Origin of the sequence: Pseudomonas sp. NPDC098740, from assembly GCF_044760065.1 — a bacterium.
Lineage (GTDB): Bacteria > Pseudomonadota > Gammaproteobacteria > Pseudomonadales > Pseudomonadaceae > Aquipseudomonas > Aquipseudomonas rossensis.
Map to the genome: position 1 here is coordinate 41,135 of NZ_JBIWAM010000024.1, position 13,648 is coordinate 54,782.

Sequence of the window (13,648 nt, forward strand, 5' to 3'; positions counted from 1 at the left end):
GGTTTTTCTACAGGAGTTTCGGGTGGACGATTACCAGCAGTCGATACGCATTTTGTCCGATCGCATTGTGCTGGCGCAGACGCCGATTCGCGTCCTCGATGCAGTCAAGTGGGACGACAGCATCCGCAAGGGTTTCCTCAAGGCCAAGGGCAAGGAAATGCCGGCGGTGGACCGCGATTACTACCTGAACCGGCCGCTGGCGTTCGACTCCAGCAAGGTGAAACTGGAATTCCAGAACATCGAACGCGACATCACCCGTCAGCTTGGTCAGTTCAACCCGGTCGGCCAGATCATGCGCCGCATGTGCAAGGAATACCGGATGGTGGTGCGCATGCTCGAAGCGCGCGGCACTGAGGATTTCGGGCTGATTTCACAGGAGCTTTACGGTGCCGCTTCCGACGCGTTCCACGCCGGCGATCCGACCCTTTCCGACCTGGGCCTGATGCTCTCGGATTACCTGAACAATATCGATGGCCGTGGCGACCTGAAGGACGAACCGAAAATCCTCACCGCCAAGGAAGCCGTCCACCTGCTGCAAACCCGCTTGAACAAGGTATTCGGCGAGGCCGAGGAAACCATTCGCGTATTCGAGTCCGACGGGATCGTCGCCGATGCGGCGGCTGGCGCCGACTACATCAAGATCCGCACCGACGCGATGTTCAACGACCGTGACGTGCGCGCTCTGGAAGTGCACGAAGGGCTGGTGCATGTGGGGACCACGCTCAATGGTCTGAACCAGCCGATCTGCACCTTCCTCTCCAAAGGTCCGCCGTCGTCGACGGTGACTCAGGAAGGCCTGGCGATCCTGATGGAAATCATCACCTTTGCCTCCTACCCGAGTCGCCTGCGCAAACTGACCAACCGCACCCGCGCCATTCACATGGTGGAAGAGGGTGCGGACTTCCTGCAGATCTTCGAGTTCTTCCGCGAGCAAGGTTTTGAAATGGCGGAAAGCTACGGCAACGCCAGCCGGGTTTTCCGTGGCTCGGTGCCGACAGGTCTGCCATTTACCAAAGACTTGTCCTACCTCAAGGGCTTTATCATGGTTTACAACTACATTCAGTTGGCCGTGCGTAAAGGCAAGCTTGAGCAGATACCACTGCTGTTTTGCGGCAAGACCACGCTGGAAGACATGCGGACCTTGCGCCAGTTGGTGGATGAAGGGCTGGTGGTGCCACCGAAGTATCTGCCGGATCAGTTCCGTGACCTGAACGCGTTGTCGGCGTGGATGTGCTTCTCCAACTTCCTCAATCACCTGAGCCTGGACCGGATCGAAGCGGATTACTCCAACATCCTGTGAGCAGTAAAATCCCCTGTGGGAGCGAGCTTGCTCGCGATAGCGGTGTAACAGTCGATGAAAATGTTGAATGTTAAGCCGCCATCGCGAGCAAGCTCGCTCCCACAGTGTTTTGTGTTCCAACCCCTATTTTCGCGAGGTTTCAACGGATGAGAATCCTCGGCTTCTTCTGCCTTCTCCTGACCTTGAGCGGCTGCAGCTCACTGCTGTTCTACCCCGAGCCCGGCCAGCTGTTTACCCCGGAAAAAGCCAAACTTGAATACCGCAACATCACCCTGACCACCGCCGACGGCCTCAAGCTGCACGGCTGGTGGTTGCCGGCCAAACAAGGTGTCGAGGTCAAAGGCACGGTGCTGCATTTGCACGGTAACGGCGGCAACCTGCCCATGCATCTTGGGGGGAGCTGGTGGTTACCGAAAGAAGGGTATCAAGTGCTGCTGCTGGACTATCGCGGTTATGGATTGTCCGAGGGGGAACCGACGCTGCCGGAGATTTATCAGGACATCGACGCCGCGTTCAAATGGCTCGATCAGGCGCCGGAGGTCAAGGGCAAGCCGCTGATCCTCCTGGGCCAAAGCCTTGGCGGTTCGATGGCCGTGCATTATCTGGTTCAGCACCCCGAACGCCAGAAACAACTCAAGGCCTTCGTCCTCGACGGCGTGCCCGCCAGTTACCGCAGTATCGGTCAATTTGCCCTGAGCCATTCCTGGCTGACCTGGCTGGTTCAGGTGCCACTGTCCTTGCTGGTGCCGGACGGCGACAGCGCGATCCATTCCATGACGCAGCTCAATGGCGTGCCGAAACTGATCTACCACAGCATCGACGATCCGATCGTGCCCCTTTCCAACGGCATCCGTCTGTATCAAGCTGCGCCGCCGCCGCGGGTGCTGCAACTGACCCGTGGCGGTCATGTGCAGACGTTCGCCGACCCGGTCTGGCGCAAAGTCATGCTGCGTTTTCTCGATGACCCGCAGCATTTCAACGGTCTGCGCCGCCTGGGTGAAGTCCCGAATTACCCGGCGCCGAAAAATTCTGAAGATGAACCACCAGAGAGTCCGCAATGAGTGAAGAACGTAACGCCATCCCGCTGATCATCACCGGTATCTGCAGCATCCTCGGCACTGTCGCAGCCCTGTGGTTCTACGGCTACCTGCACTTCGCCAAACCCGAAGATGCGCTGCTGCTCAGCGACTTCACCATGCTCAAGACTGTGCCGGGCGAAGACTACAAAGTCTCGCTGGAGCCGGCCCCGCAAGTCGCGCAATGCATCGATGGCGTGCTGGTGATGTTCGACACCGAACAGAAAGGCTTGAGCGGCGTGTTGGTCAACAACAAGAAAAAAGCGGTGCGTTGCATGGGCGAGGAAACCCCACAGAAGCTGCAACCGTAACGCTCCCGAAAAGATCGCAGCCTCGTTTCACTCGACAGCTCCTACATAGTCCGCGTGCTTCTGTAGGAGCTGTCGAGTGAAACGAGGCTGCGATCTTTTGATCTTAAAAACAAAAGCCCCGCCTGATCAGATCAGGCGGGGCTTTTGCGTTACAGCAGGTTCAACTCAGTTCGAGCTGACCGCCGAACGCGGGATCACCGGCTGGTTGTCGTTGGAAATGGTCACTTCCACCCGACGGTTCATCGCACGGCCCGAGACGCTGCTGTTCTCGGCCACCGGGTATTCCTTGCCGTAACCCTGCGCCACGATACGCGCTGGATCAACGCCCATTTTCACCAGCGCCGTGCGCACGGAACCGGCACGATGCTCGGACAGCGACTGGTTGTGGTTCGCGGTGCCCGTGCTGTCGGTGTAGCCCTCGACGATCACTTTGCGATCAGGGTTTTCCGAGAGGAACTGCGCCAGTTTGTTGATGTTTACCAGACCGCTGGACTTCAGATCAGCCCTGTCAGTGGCAAACAACACATCACCGAACGTCACCAAGGTGCCGCGATCGGTCTGCTTGGCGTTCAGGCTGTCCTGCAATTGCTTGATCTGCGCGTCGCGGGCATCCAGACGAGCCTGGGCACGCTGCGCAGAAGCATTTTTCAGATTGGCTTCGGCGTTGCGCAGGGCGATGGTCTGCTTCGCCACTTCAACACGTTGATTGGTCAGGTAAGCCAGTTGGTCGACCTTGGCCTGGTCCTCTTTGTCCTGGTAAGCCTTGTCGGTCTTGTCCAGGTAATCGCTGGCTTCCTTGGTTTCCAGCGCCGCGACTTTGCTGGCTTGCGGGTTGGTTTGCAGGCCGGTGTAGTTGCTACGGGCCTGTTCCAGGTTCGCGTTCGGCGGCGTGGAGCAGGCAGCCAGTGCAACGCTTGCGGCCAGCAGGGCAGGGATCATCAATTGTTTACGCATGGTGGTTTCGTCCTTTTAGTCGAGTAAGAAGTACGTCGTGCCGCGCCGCTTATTGCACGGTGCGCTGGCTTTCCTGACGCAGTTCTTGAACACCTTTCTGAGAGTCCTTCACAGCCTGTTCAGCTTTGATAGCCTGGGCTTTGCGCTCAGCCACGCGAGCGTCCCACTCGGCCTGTTCGGCCAGGACTTTGGCTTCGTCATACTTTTTGTCGTGCATGGCGATTTCGGCTTGTTTGAGCTTGTCCTGCGCGGACTTCATTTCCACTGCCGCGAATTCGGTACCGCCGGCACTGACGGCGCTGTTGACCGCCGATTCCGTCACGGCGAATTGCTCGCTTGGCGGGTTGCCGGCACAACCGGCCAGAACGAAGCTGCTGCCGATTGCCAGTGCAGCCAGTTTCAGGCTACGCAGAGGGGGGAACGAGGATTTGGCAGTTCGGGTCTTCATGGTCTTCAACTCCATTGGAATAACTCCTGAAAAACTTAAAAATCCATCCTGGGCAAGGAGCCGCAACCTTCAATTTCCGGGGGTGTTATGAAACGGCCGTCCCAGGCGTGGTTAATGGGTGTGACCCGAGGCGTTTTTCAAAAGTTCAGAGAATATGGCCCATTGCCCGAAAAAACTTTGACCGAACGGACAAGGCTCTAAATCGGGACTTACCTTCATACGCAGCAGTACTCCCGGCCCTGAACGAGCCCGGGAATATGCATTTTGGAGGGGAAAAGAAGCGCGGTAATCAGTGTTTCTGTTTGGCGTCAACGGCCGACAAATCGTGCAAATGACGACGGGACAATGCGAGAAAACGCGGAGTCGGACCGACGTCTTCGTACAGCGGATCACCTTCTTCGTCGGTGGCCACGACGGTCGAGCCCTTTACATATGGAAAGCTCTTTTCGAGCTCTTCCAGGGCGGCGCCGATCAGCTCGCCGAGCAGTTCTTCGGGCTGCCGTTTGGGGTACATTTCGATAATGGCCGCCAGCCGTGCGGCGGCCTCTACATCCAGATGAATCGAGTATCCGGTGTCGGTCAGGCGACCCTTGGCGTTTTCTTCCCAGTGATGGGCAAGCTCGCGGATTTTCATAGTGACCTCAATGCGCACCTGCTCGTGGCAGGCAGTGTCAGTGTCCGGCAAAGGCCGGCGGCAGCCGTTGTAAGGCTTACTCTTCAGACTAGCTTTAACGCCCAAGGTTTAAAGTCCCTTCGTCGTCTAATGGCGCGGGGGTTCATTGGGGGGGATTGGGTGTATATCCGTTTTTGCGGTGATGGCGGCTATCGGTTTCGCTTTTACAGCGAGTCACTTTGAAAAGCGCAAAGTAACCAAACGCTTTTGCCCCTTTCGTTCGGTGCCTCGCCTAGGCTCGGCATGCCCGCGCTCCGGTCCTGCTCCGTGGGCCCGCCGCCATCGGCCATCCATGGCCGGGGGCGGCTAACCCGGCATCCTTGCCGGGTTGCCCACTGCGCAGAACCTCCACTCGGCCTCTCGAGGGGGCGGTGCATCAAGATAAAAAGCTGCAGGCGAGCTAACGCTCGACCTGTTGAGTGGTGAGGAGCGTGCGTACACCCCCTCCCCCCGGTAGGAGCTGTCGAGTGAAACGAGGCTGCGATCTTTTGATCTACTGCCCCTTTCCCAGAGGCCGAACGCAGGCGTTGCGCAGGGGGCACCGCGGCAAGGATGCCGCGGTAGCCGCCCCCGGCCATGGATGGCCGATGGCGGCGGGCCCCGGAGCAATGCCGGAGTGAGGGCATGCCGAGCCCAGGCGAGGCACCGAATGGAGGGGCAAAGCCTTTTGCTTACTTTTCGGCGTTTGGAAAAGTGAGTCGCTGTAAAAGCGAAACCGTAATCAGCCATCACCGCAGAAACGGATATGTACCCCACCAATCCCAACCCCAATCCCCAATCCCCAATCCCCAATCCCCAATCCCCAATCCCCAATCCCAAAACTTTCTCAGGCGAACAGCATTCCCGTCGTCGTCCGCTTGTAAGAACCGCTTTACAGCGGCACTCTCTAACGACAAAGCACCCCGGATTTTCGCTGGAGAACTGCTGATGACCGATATTGATGCACGCTTGCGCGAGGATGTTCACCTGTTGGGTGAGCTGTTGGGCAACACCATTCGTGAACAGTACGGGGACGGCTTTCTCGACAAGATCGAGCAGATCCGCAAGGGCGCCAAGGCCGACCGTCGCGGTTCAATGGACGCTGAACTGAGCGCCAGCCTCAACCAATTGAGCGAAGAAGAGTTGCTGCCGGTGGCGCGGGCGTTCAACCAGTTTCTCAACCTGGCCAATATCGCCGAGCAATATCAGCTGATTCACCGTCGCGAAGAGTCACAGCCTGCGTCGTTCGAAGCGCGGGTACTGCCGGAACTGCTCGCCCGCCTGAGTGCTGAAGGTCATGGCGCCGAATCCCTGGCCCGGCAACTGGGACGGCTGGAGATTGAGCTGGTCCTCACCGCGCACCCGACCGAAGTGGCGCGCCGCACGCTGATCCAGAAATACGACGCCATCGCTGCGCAACTGGCTGCCCAGGACCATCGCGACCTGACCACTGCCGAACGCGAGCAGATCCACACGAAGTTGCAGCGCCTGATCGCCGAAGCCTGGCACACGGAAGAAATCCGTCGCACCCGCCCGACGCCAGTGGACGAAGCCAAGTGGGGCTTCGCGGTGATCGAGCATTCGCTGTGGCAGGCGATCCCCAACTATTTGCGCAAGGCCGACAAAGCCCTGTATGACGCCACTGGCCTGCACCTCCCACTGGAGGCAGCGCCGATTCGCTTTGCCTCGTGGATGGGCGGTGACCGCGATGGCAACCCCAACGTGACCGCTGCCGTGACCCGTGAAGTCTTGCTGCTGGCGCGGTGGATGGCCGCGGACTTGTACCTGCGCGATGTCGATCACCTGGCGGCCGAGTTGTCGATGCAGCAGGCCAGCGACGACTTGAAGGCCAAGGCCGGGGACAGCGCCGAACCTTACCGCGCGGTGCTGAAACAGCTGCGTGAACGCCTGCGCGCGACGCGTAACTGGGCTCACGCCTCCTTGACGAAGACCACGCCCGCACCCGCCGATGTGTTGCAAAACAACCGCGAACTGCTCGATCCGCTGGAGCTGTGCTTCCACTCGCTGCATGAGTGCGGCATGGGCGTGATCGCTGATGGGCCGCTGCTCGATTGCCTGCGCCGGGCGGTGACGTTCGGGTTGTTCCTGGTGCGGCTCGATGTGCGTCAGGACTCGACGCGACATACCGCGGCCATGAACGAGATCACCGATTACCTGGGCCTGGGGCGCTACGAGGACTGGAGCGAGGAAGAGCGCATCGCTTTCCTGATACGCGAACTGAAAAACCGCCGGCCGTTGTTGCCGGCGTACTTCAAGCCATCGGCCGACACCGCCGAAGTGTTGGCGACCTGCCGGGAAATCGCTGCCGCACCGGGCGCATCGCTCGGTTCTTATGTGATCTCCATGGCCGGCGCCGCTTCCGACGTGCTGGCCGTGCAACTGCTGCTCAAAGAGTCTGGCGTGTTGCGGCCGATGCGCGTGGTGCCGCTGTTCGAAACCCTTGCCGACCTCGACAACGCCGGCCCGGTAATCGAAAAACTGTTGCTGCTGCCCGGTTATCGCTCGCGCCTGCAAGGGCCGCAGGAAGTGATGATTGGCTACTCCGACTCGGCCAAGGACGCCGGCACGACAGCAGCGGCCTGGGCGCAATATCGGGCGCAGGAGCGCTTGGTCGACATCTGCCGCGAGCAGCAAGTGGAACTGCTGTTGTTCCACGGTCGCGGTGGCACCGTGGGACGCGGCGGCGGTCCGGCACACGCGGCGATTCTGTCGCAGCCGCCGGGTTCGGTGGCGGGGCGTTTCCGTACCACCGAGCAGGGGGAAATGATTCGTTTCAAATTCGGCCTGCCGGACATCGCCGAGCAGAACCTCAATCTGTACCTGGCAGCGGTATTGGAAGCGACCTTGCTGCCGCCGCCTCCACCGGAACCTGCCTGGCGCCATTTGATGGACGAATTGGCCGCTGACGGTGTCAGCGCTTATCGCGCCGTGGTGCGGGAAAATCCACAGTTCGTCGAGTATTTCCGCCAGTCCACCCCGGAGCAGGAACTGGGACGCTTGCCGCTGGGCAGTCGCCCGGCCAAGCGCCGCGCCGGCGGGATTGAAAGCCTGCGGGCGATCCCGTGGATCTTCGGCTGGACCCAGACGCGTCTGATGTTGCCGGCGTGGCTCGGCTGGGAAGCGGCGCTGAGCAAGGCGCTGGAGCGCGGCGAAGGTGAGCTGCTGGGGCAGATGCGCGAACAGTGGCCGTTCTTCCGCACGCGCATCGATATGCTGGAAATGGTGTTGGCCAAGGCCGATGCCGATATCGCCCGGTCTTACGATGAGCGCCTGGTCGAGCCGGATCTGCTCCCTTTGGGTGCGCATTTACGCGACCTATTGTCGCAGGCCTGCTCGGTGGTCCTGGGGCTGACCGGTCAGTCGCAGCTACTGGCACATAGCCCAGCCACGCTTGAATTCATCCGCTTGCGCAACACTTACCTCGACCCTCTTCATCTATTGCAGGCTGAGTTGTTGGCGCGTTCGCGACAACAGGATGTGGCGCAGGGCAGCCCGGTAGAACAGGCGCTGCTAGTGTCTGTGGCGGGGATTGCCGCCGGTTTGCGTAATACCGGCTAAGGTTTTCGTCGTGGGGCAAGGCACTCGGCGCGAGCGTCGAGTTGCCTGTGGGCGATGGGTTCAAAAGTACTGCCAGGCGACAGTTAGTGATGGGGTTGCGACTAGGGGTACCCCGACGAAAGGCCACATCAGGCGCGGGTTTCTCCGACTTTCGGCGGCTTGTGTGGTCCGGGCCTGCTGTGTATCTTGATCAGCCTTTGACCGTTTTGGCGGTCACGACCCTTTTATTGAGATTGGCCCCACGAGGCGAATCTGACGTTATCTATATAAAAAATTGAGGAGCACATCGATGCGCGTCATTCTGCTGGGAGCTCCCGGGGCCGGTAAAGGTACTCAGGCTAAGTTCATTACCGAGAAATTCGGCATTCCGCAAATCTCCACCGGCGACATGCTGCGTGCCGCAGTCAAGGCTGGCACCGAGCTGGGCCTGATCGCCAAGAGCGTCATGGACAGCGGTGGTCTGGTTTCCGATGACCTGATCATCAACCTGGTCAAGGAACGCATCAGCCAGGCTGATTGCGAGAACGGTTTTCTGTTCGACGGTTTCCCGCGCACCATTCCTCAGGCTGAAGCCCTGGTGAAAGCCGGCGTAGAGCTGGATCACGTGGTCGAAATCGCCGTTGACGACGAAGAGATCGTTCAACGTATCGCCGGTCGTCGTGTTCACGAGGCCAGCGGCCGCGTGTACCACACCGTCTACAACCCGCCGAAAATCACCGGCAAGGACGACATCACCGGTGAAGCACTGGTGCAGCGCAAGGACGACACTGAAGAAACCGTGCGTCATCGCCTGTCGGTCTATCACTCCCAGACCAAGCCACTGGTAGCGTTTTACCAGAACCTGGCGGCTGATCAGGGCAAACCGAAGTACAGCCACATCGTTGGCGTCGGCTCGGTTGAAGTGATCACCGGCAAGGTGCTTGAAGCACTGAGCTGAAAAGTCTGAATCGCTTCATCTTCTACGGCCCGCTTGCGGGCCGTAGTTGTTTATACTGGCGCACTTTTTCTGACCTCTCTTACGGAAACATCGATGAGCACCTTGCTGGCCCTGGACACCGCGACTGAAGCTTGCTCCGTTGCCTTGCTGCATGACGGCAAAGTCACGAGCCATTACGAGGTGATCCCGCGTCTGCATGCGCAGAAGCTGCTGCCGATGATTCAGCAGTTGCTGGCGGATGCCGGGACCACCCTGCAAGCGGTCGATGCAATCGCTTTCGGACGTGGTCCGGGTGCGTTCACCGGCGTGCGGATCGCCATCGGTGTGGTGCAGGGGCTGGCGTTTGCGCTGGATCGTCCGGTGTTGCCAGTATCGAACCTGGCCGTGCTGGCGCAGCGGGCCTATCGCGAACATGGCGTGAGTCAGGTTGCGGCCGCCATCGATGCGCGGATGGATGAGGTGTATTGGGGTTGCTACCGCGAAACGGCGGGGGAGATGCGGCTGGTCGGCAATGAAGCGGTGCTGCCACCGGAAGTGGCCGCGTTGCCGGTTGACGCCAGCGGTGAGTGGTTTGGCGCCGGCACTGGCTGGGGTTATGCCGAGCGAATCGCCGTCAGCCTGACCGGGCAGGATGCGGGCATGTTGCCTCACGCTGAGGATCTACTGACCCTGGCGCGTTTCGCCTGGGCGCGTGGCGAGGCGATCGTGGCTGATGAGGCTCAGCCGGTTTATTTGCGGGATAAGGTTGCGACCCCGAAGGCGCGTTAATTCATTGCAGCGAGTTGGCCCCATCGCGAGCAAGCTCGCTCCCACAGGGTTTACGCTAACCCCTGTGGGAGCGGGCTTGCCCGCGATGGCGGACTGCGCAACGCAGCCAATCGTCACTTTATGCCCCAGCTTTTAAACCTTTTCGCTTTTATGTGTTCTAGTTATCACTCGGCAGTTTGCGAAGCGGGCTATGCGCCACTAAACTGCCACCATTGATCCCGGACATGTACTCATGCGTATAGACGGTGTTCCCTCTCAGTCCTACCCCATCAAACGCAAGCCTCGCAAAGGCCCTGTGGCGGATGACGACTACGTCGATATCGACGGCGAGCTGGAAATTCCATCCGAAGAGCAAATGGCCGCCCGCGCTGCCAAAGCCTCTGCGCAACGCTTGAGTAATCTCCCCGCCCGTCAACAAGACATGCTTTATCACCGTGCCATGAGCAGCAGTGTCGCGAAGGCCCTGGCTAGCTACCTGAGCACTGCCGGTTTTGTCGATTGGGATTCGGATGTGCTGGGCCTCGACCTGTACATCTGATGCTGCCTTACTACCTGGGCTGTCCGTCCTGGAGTGAAAACGCCTGGCGCGACTACCTGTATCCGCAAGACGCAAAACCCGCCGAATTTCTGAATCTCTATTCCCAGGTTTTCAACGCCGTGGAAGGCAATACGACCTTCTACGCGAGCCCGGCTGCGACCACCGTGCAGCGTTGGGCCGAGACCATGCCCGAACACTTTCGCTTCACGGCCAAGTTCCCCGGTGACATCAGCCACAGCGGTGACCTGCGCGAACAATTGACCGCTGCCGACACCTTCCTGCAATTGCTCAGTCCCCTGGGTGAACGGGTTTCACCGCTGTGGCTGCAACTGTCCAAAAGCTTTACGCCGCAGCGACTGTCGGAGCTTGCCGGTTTTATTGATGCTGTGGACCGGCCTCTGGCGGTTGAAGTGCGGCATGACGCCTTCTTCGCCAAGGGCGATGCCGAGAGAATGCTCAATCGCCTGCTACTGGATCGCGGTGTCGAGCGTATCTGCCTCGATCCCCGCGCGCTGTTCAGTTGCACATCGACTGATCCCTCGGTACTTCACGCCCAATCGAAAAAACCCAGGGTGCCGCCCCGTCCGGCCGCCTTCACGCAATGTCCGCAGGTACGCTTCATCGGCCATCCGCAACTTGAGGCCAACGACCCGTTCCTGCTGCCGTGGGTCGAGAAAATCGCCGTGTGGATCGAAGAGGGCCGCACGCCTTATATCTTCCTGCACACCGCCGACAACCTGCTGGCCGCCAAACTGGCGCAACGTTTTCACGCACAACTGATGCTGCGTTTGCCTGGCCTGCCGCCGCTGCCTGAGCTATACAGAGAGCCCGCTGCCGAGCAACTTGGCCTGCTCTGAAGCGGATTCCCTGCCTTTTTCTGGAGCCTGCCAATGGATGCGCAAACCCTTCGAGCCCAAGCGTTCAAAGCACTGCACGAACGCAAGGGTGCTTTTGTCATTCCCAACCCGTGGGACGCCGGCTCGGCGAAAATGCTCGCCAGCCTTGGTTTCGAAGCGCTGGCGACCACCAGTGCCGGTTACGCCTTTTCCAGCGCCCGCCCCGATGGCGGGCTGACGCTGGACGACACCCTGGCAAACGTTCGGGCGATTGTTGCGGCCACTGATCTGCCCGTCGCCGTCGACCTGGAAAACGGCTTCGCTGACGATCCAGCCGAATGTGCCCAGAGTATTTTGCGTGCGGCAGAGGCCGGTGCGGTCGGCGGCTCGATCGAAGATGCCACGGGTCGTGAAGAAGCGCCGATCTACTGCTTCGAACATGCCGTCGCGCGCATTGAGGCTGCCGTGGCAGCCGCTCGCAGCTTGCCGTTTCCCTTTATGTTGACCGCGCGCGCGGAGAACTTTCTGCACGGCAATCCTGATCTCGCCGATACCATTCGCCGCTTGCAGGCGTTTGCCGAGGCGGGTGCCGACGTACTTTATGCACCGGGTCTGCGCAGTGCTGAAGATGTGTTGGCGGTGGTCCGTGCCGTTGCGCCGAAACCGGTCAATGTGTTGATGTCTGGCGGACTGAAATTGACGGTCGAGCAGTTGAGCGAAATGGGCGTCAAACGGATTAGCGTCGGATCGGCTCTGGCGCTGGCGGCGTATGGCGAGTTTTTCCGCGCTGCCGAAGAGATCAAGACGTCGGGCACGTTCGGGTTCACGTCGCGATCCATGCCGTACACCCAGGCCAATCAATTGTTCAAAGGCTGACGATGCGGTGTCGGTGGTGGCTGCTGTTGATGCTGTTGATCATTGGTGCGGCGGCCGTGAGCGTCTGGCGCGGCTGGATCTCACTGCCACCCCAGTGGAATCCTTGGGCGCCGCTGGACGTGAAAGCCGCGCCCAATTTTCTGACGCGCTACAAGCTGATGCGCCTGCGCGATGATCCGCAGTTGTGCGATCAAGCCCTGAGCAGCTCTGGATTGCGTGTAACCCATCAGGCCGATAGCCCCGATGCGAAGTGCCCGTTGATCAACACCTTGCGTGTGCAAGGCGGCGAGGTGGCGCTGAGCAGCAGTTTCCTCGCCAGTTGCCGCCTGGCGGTGTCGTTCGCTCTGTTCGAACACCACGCCCTGCAACCCGCGGCGCAAGCGGTCTACGGTCAAGCGGTAACGCGTGTCGACCATCTCGGCAGCTTTGCCTGTCGCAACGTCTACAGCCGCGAAAATGGCAGACGCAGCCAGCATGCCAGCGCCGATGCGCTGGATATCGCCGGTTTTCGCTTGGCCGATGGCCGCTCCATCAACGTGCTCAAGGATTGGCCGAAGGATAATCAGGACGCACGGTTTTTACGTCAGCTCCGCGATGGCGCCTGCGACATGTTCAGTGTGGTATTGAGTCCGGATTACAACGCCGCCCATCGCAATCACTTTCATGTGGATGTCGGGCCGTGGTGGGTGTGTCGCTGAGGGCCTGTTATTGAAGGTCAGGCCGCGATACGCAGGTTTTGCAGGACGATCGGGCGAGCCCAACCGTTATCGAAATCGAGTTGTTTCTGTTGCTCCACCAGCTCTTCGGGCGAGAACGGCGGGAATGGCTTGTCCAGCAGATCGAGTTCGAACTCGGCGATTGGCAGGTGCAGCGGACGCGGTTGCGGCGCCGGACCTGCTTCCGGCACAGGCTGACCTGCGGTGAGCACGATCGGGCGGACCCAGTGGCTTTCGAAGTCCTGTTGCTTCTGTTGAGCGACGATTTCTTGTGCCGGGAACGGTGGGAAAGGTTTGTCGGCCAGGTCCATTTCGAACTCGGCAATCGGCAGGAACAGTGGCTCGGGCGGGCGGACCTCGGTTTCTTTCACATCGCATTCGCGCTGGGAAATGATGTGAGCCAGCAGTTCGCTGCCAACGGTGGGTTCGACCGGGCTGTCGAGATCGACCGGTGGAAAGTTGAGAGAAGCCGGTACGACATCGCCCGACTGATCGGCCAGGGCCTGGGCAAAGAAATCCTGCCACAGGTGACTGACGCCGCTCAGTGCTTGGGAGTTTCGTAGGCCAAAATCGCCGTGGGGCGAGATGTAGCCTATCGATGTGCGTTGAATGTCTGACATTTCTCTCGGTCGACGCTCAGCTCTGGCAAAATGCTCG

14 protein-coding genes are annotated in these 13,648 nt (G+C 59.9%); 10 read left to right on the top strand and 4 right to left on the bottom strand.

Annotated features, from left to right (window positions below; genetic code table 11):
* Nucleotides 1-22: 22 nt before the first annotated feature.
* The 3 genes from ACIQU2_RS23535 to ACIQU2_RS23545 all read left to right on the top strand — a co-directional run bounded on the left by ACIQU2_RS23535 (nucleotide 23) and on the right by ACIQU2_RS23545 (nucleotide 2,687).
* Nucleotides 23-1,300 carry a flavohemoglobin expression-modulating QEGLA motif protein gene (locus ACIQU2_RS23535; RefSeq protein WP_309674589.1) on the top strand — a complete coding sequence of 426 codons (1,278 nt, stop codon included), beginning with the start codon at nucleotides 23-25 and terminating at the stop codon, nucleotides 1,298-1,300.
* Nucleotides 1,301-1,446: 146 nt separating this feature from the next.
* Nucleotides 1,447-2,361: an alpha/beta hydrolase gene (locus ACIQU2_RS23540; RefSeq protein ID WP_403144247.1), complete on the top strand. Its 915-nt coding sequence runs from the start codon at nucleotides 1,447-1,449 to the stop codon at nucleotides 2,359-2,361.
* Nucleotides 2,358-2,687, top strand: a complete 330-nt coding sequence (locus tag ACIQU2_RS23545) for a hypothetical protein (protein ID WP_046053310.1) — start codon at nucleotides 2,358-2,360, stop codon at nucleotides 2,685-2,687. The genes ACIQU2_RS23540 and ACIQU2_RS23545 overlap by 4 nt, the downstream gene beginning before the upstream one ends.
* Nucleotides 2,688-2,852: 165 nt before the next feature.
* On the opposite strand, the gene ACIQU2_RS23550 is transcribed toward ACIQU2_RS23545, so the two are convergent.
* The 3 genes from ACIQU2_RS23550 to ACIQU2_RS23560 form a co-directional block, all read right to left on the bottom strand.
* A complete protein-coding gene (locus ACIQU2_RS23550) occupies nucleotides 2,853-3,641 on the bottom strand; it encodes an OmpA family protein (protein WP_403144248.1) in 789 nt (262 codons plus the stop codon).
* 49 nt (nucleotides 3,642-3,690) lie between these two features.
* Nucleotides 3,691-4,104, bottom strand: coding sequence for a DUF4398 domain-containing protein (locus ACIQU2_RS23555; protein WP_403144250.1), 414 nt, complete (start codon nucleotides 4,102-4,104; stop codon nucleotides 3,691-3,693).
* 274 nt (nucleotides 4,105-4,378) lie between these two features.
* Nucleotides 4,379-4,723 carry a pilin assembly protein gene (locus ACIQU2_RS23560; protein WP_403144252.1) on the bottom strand — a complete coding sequence of 115 codons (345 nt, stop codon included), beginning with the start codon at nucleotides 4,721-4,723 and terminating at the stop codon, nucleotides 4,379-4,381.
* 966 nt (nucleotides 4,724-5,689) lie between these two features.
* Between ACIQU2_RS23560 and ppc the strand changes: the two genes are divergently transcribed.
* The 7 genes from ppc to ACIQU2_RS23595 all read left to right on the top strand — a co-directional run bounded on the left by ppc (nucleotide 5,690) and on the right by ACIQU2_RS23595 (nucleotide 12,973).
* Nucleotides 5,690-8,320, top strand: coding sequence for a phosphoenolpyruvate carboxylase (gene ppc / locus ACIQU2_RS23565; RefSeq protein ID WP_403144253.1), 2,631 nt, complete (start codon nucleotides 5,690-5,692; stop codon nucleotides 8,318-8,320).
* Nucleotides 8,321-8,609: 289 nt separating this feature from the next.
* A complete protein-coding gene (gene adk, locus ACIQU2_RS23570) occupies nucleotides 8,610-9,257 on the top strand; it encodes an adenylate kinase (RefSeq protein WP_403144254.1) in 648 nt (215 codons plus the stop codon).
* A gap of 93 nt (nucleotides 9,258-9,350) precedes the next feature.
* Nucleotides 9,351-10,025: a tRNA (adenosine(37)-N6)-threonylcarbamoyltransferase complex dimerization subunit type 1 TsaB gene (gene tsaB / locus ACIQU2_RS23575; protein ID WP_403144256.1), complete on the top strand. Its 675-nt coding sequence runs from the start codon at nucleotides 9,351-9,353 to the stop codon at nucleotides 10,023-10,025.
* 232 nt (nucleotides 10,026-10,257) lie between these two features.
* Nucleotides 10,258-10,563 carry a hypothetical protein gene (locus ACIQU2_RS23580; protein WP_008156859.1) on the top strand — a complete coding sequence of 102 codons (306 nt, stop codon included), beginning with the start codon at nucleotides 10,258-10,260 and terminating at the stop codon, nucleotides 10,561-10,563.
* The gene (locus tag ACIQU2_RS23585; protein WP_403144297.1) at nucleotides 10,560-11,420 is read left to right on the top strand and encodes a DUF72 domain-containing protein; all 861 of its coding nucleotides are present in this window, start codon (nucleotides 10,560-10,562) and stop codon (nucleotides 11,418-11,420) included. Before ACIQU2_RS23580 ends, ACIQU2_RS23585 begins: the two co-directional genes overlap by 4 nt.
* 33 nt (nucleotides 11,421-11,453) lie before the next feature.
* Nucleotides 11,454-12,275, top strand: coding sequence for an oxaloacetate decarboxylase (locus ACIQU2_RS23590; RefSeq protein ID WP_403144258.1), 822 nt, complete (start codon nucleotides 11,454-11,456; stop codon nucleotides 12,273-12,275).
* A gap of 2 nt (nucleotides 12,276-12,277) precedes the next feature.
* Nucleotides 12,278-12,973: an extensin family protein gene (locus ACIQU2_RS23595; protein ID WP_403144260.1), complete on the top strand. Its 696-nt coding sequence runs from the start codon at nucleotides 12,278-12,280 to the stop codon at nucleotides 12,971-12,973.
* A 17-nt stretch (nucleotides 12,974-12,990) separates the two neighbouring features.
* Here the strand turns inward: ACIQU2_RS23595 and ACIQU2_RS23600 are convergent, their stop codons facing one another.
* Nucleotides 12,991-13,611, bottom strand: coding sequence for an energy transducer TonB (locus tag ACIQU2_RS23600; protein WP_403144262.1), 621 nt, complete (start codon nucleotides 13,609-13,611; stop codon nucleotides 12,991-12,993).
* Between the last annotated feature and the right edge of the window lie 37 nt (nucleotides 13,612-13,648).

What these genes read in the sequence shown, in the direction of transcription:
- ACIQU2_RS23600 (WP_403144262.1), bottom strand. Translation starts at nt 13,611, where the DNA reads ATGTCAGACATTCAACGCACATCGATAGGCTACATCTCGCCCCACGGC.
- ACIQU2_RS23545 (WP_046053310.1), top strand. Translation starts at nt 2,358, where the DNA reads ATGAGTGAAGAACGTAACGCCATCCCGCTGATCATCACCGGTATCTGC.
- ppc (WP_403144253.1), top strand. Translation starts at nt 5,690, where the DNA reads ATGACCGATATTGATGCACGCTTGCGCGAGGATGTTCACCTGTTGGGT.
- ACIQU2_RS23550 (WP_403144248.1), bottom strand. Translation starts at nt 3,641, where the DNA reads ATGCGTAAACAATTGATGATCCCTGCCCTGCTGGCCGCAAGCGTTGCA.
- ACIQU2_RS23595 (WP_403144260.1), top strand. Translation starts at nt 12,278, where the DNA reads ATGCGGTGTCGGTGGTGGCTGCTGTTGATGCTGTTGATCATTGGTGCG.
- ACIQU2_RS23580 (WP_008156859.1), top strand. Translation starts at nt 10,258, where the DNA reads ATGCGTATAGACGGTGTTCCCTCTCAGTCCTACCCCATCAAACGCAAG.
- ACIQU2_RS23555 (WP_403144250.1), bottom strand. Translation starts at nt 4,104, where the DNA reads ATGGAGTTGAAGACCATGAAGACCCGAACTGCCAAATCCTCGTTCCCC.
- tsaB (WP_403144256.1), top strand. Translation starts at nt 9,351, where the DNA reads ATGAGCACCTTGCTGGCCCTGGACACCGCGACTGAAGCTTGCTCCGTT.
- adk (WP_403144254.1), top strand. Translation starts at nt 8,610, where the DNA reads ATGCGCGTCATTCTGCTGGGAGCTCCCGGGGCCGGTAAAGGTACTCAG.
- ACIQU2_RS23590 (WP_403144258.1), top strand. Translation starts at nt 11,454, where the DNA reads ATGGATGCGCAAACCCTTCGAGCCCAAGCGTTCAAAGCACTGCACGAA.
- ACIQU2_RS23560 (WP_403144252.1), bottom strand. Translation starts at nt 4,723, where the DNA reads ATGAAAATCCGCGAGCTTGCCCATCACTGGGAAGAAAACGCCAAGGGT.
- ACIQU2_RS23540 (WP_403144247.1), top strand. Translation starts at nt 1,447, where the DNA reads ATGAGAATCCTCGGCTTCTTCTGCCTTCTCCTGACCTTGAGCGGCTGC.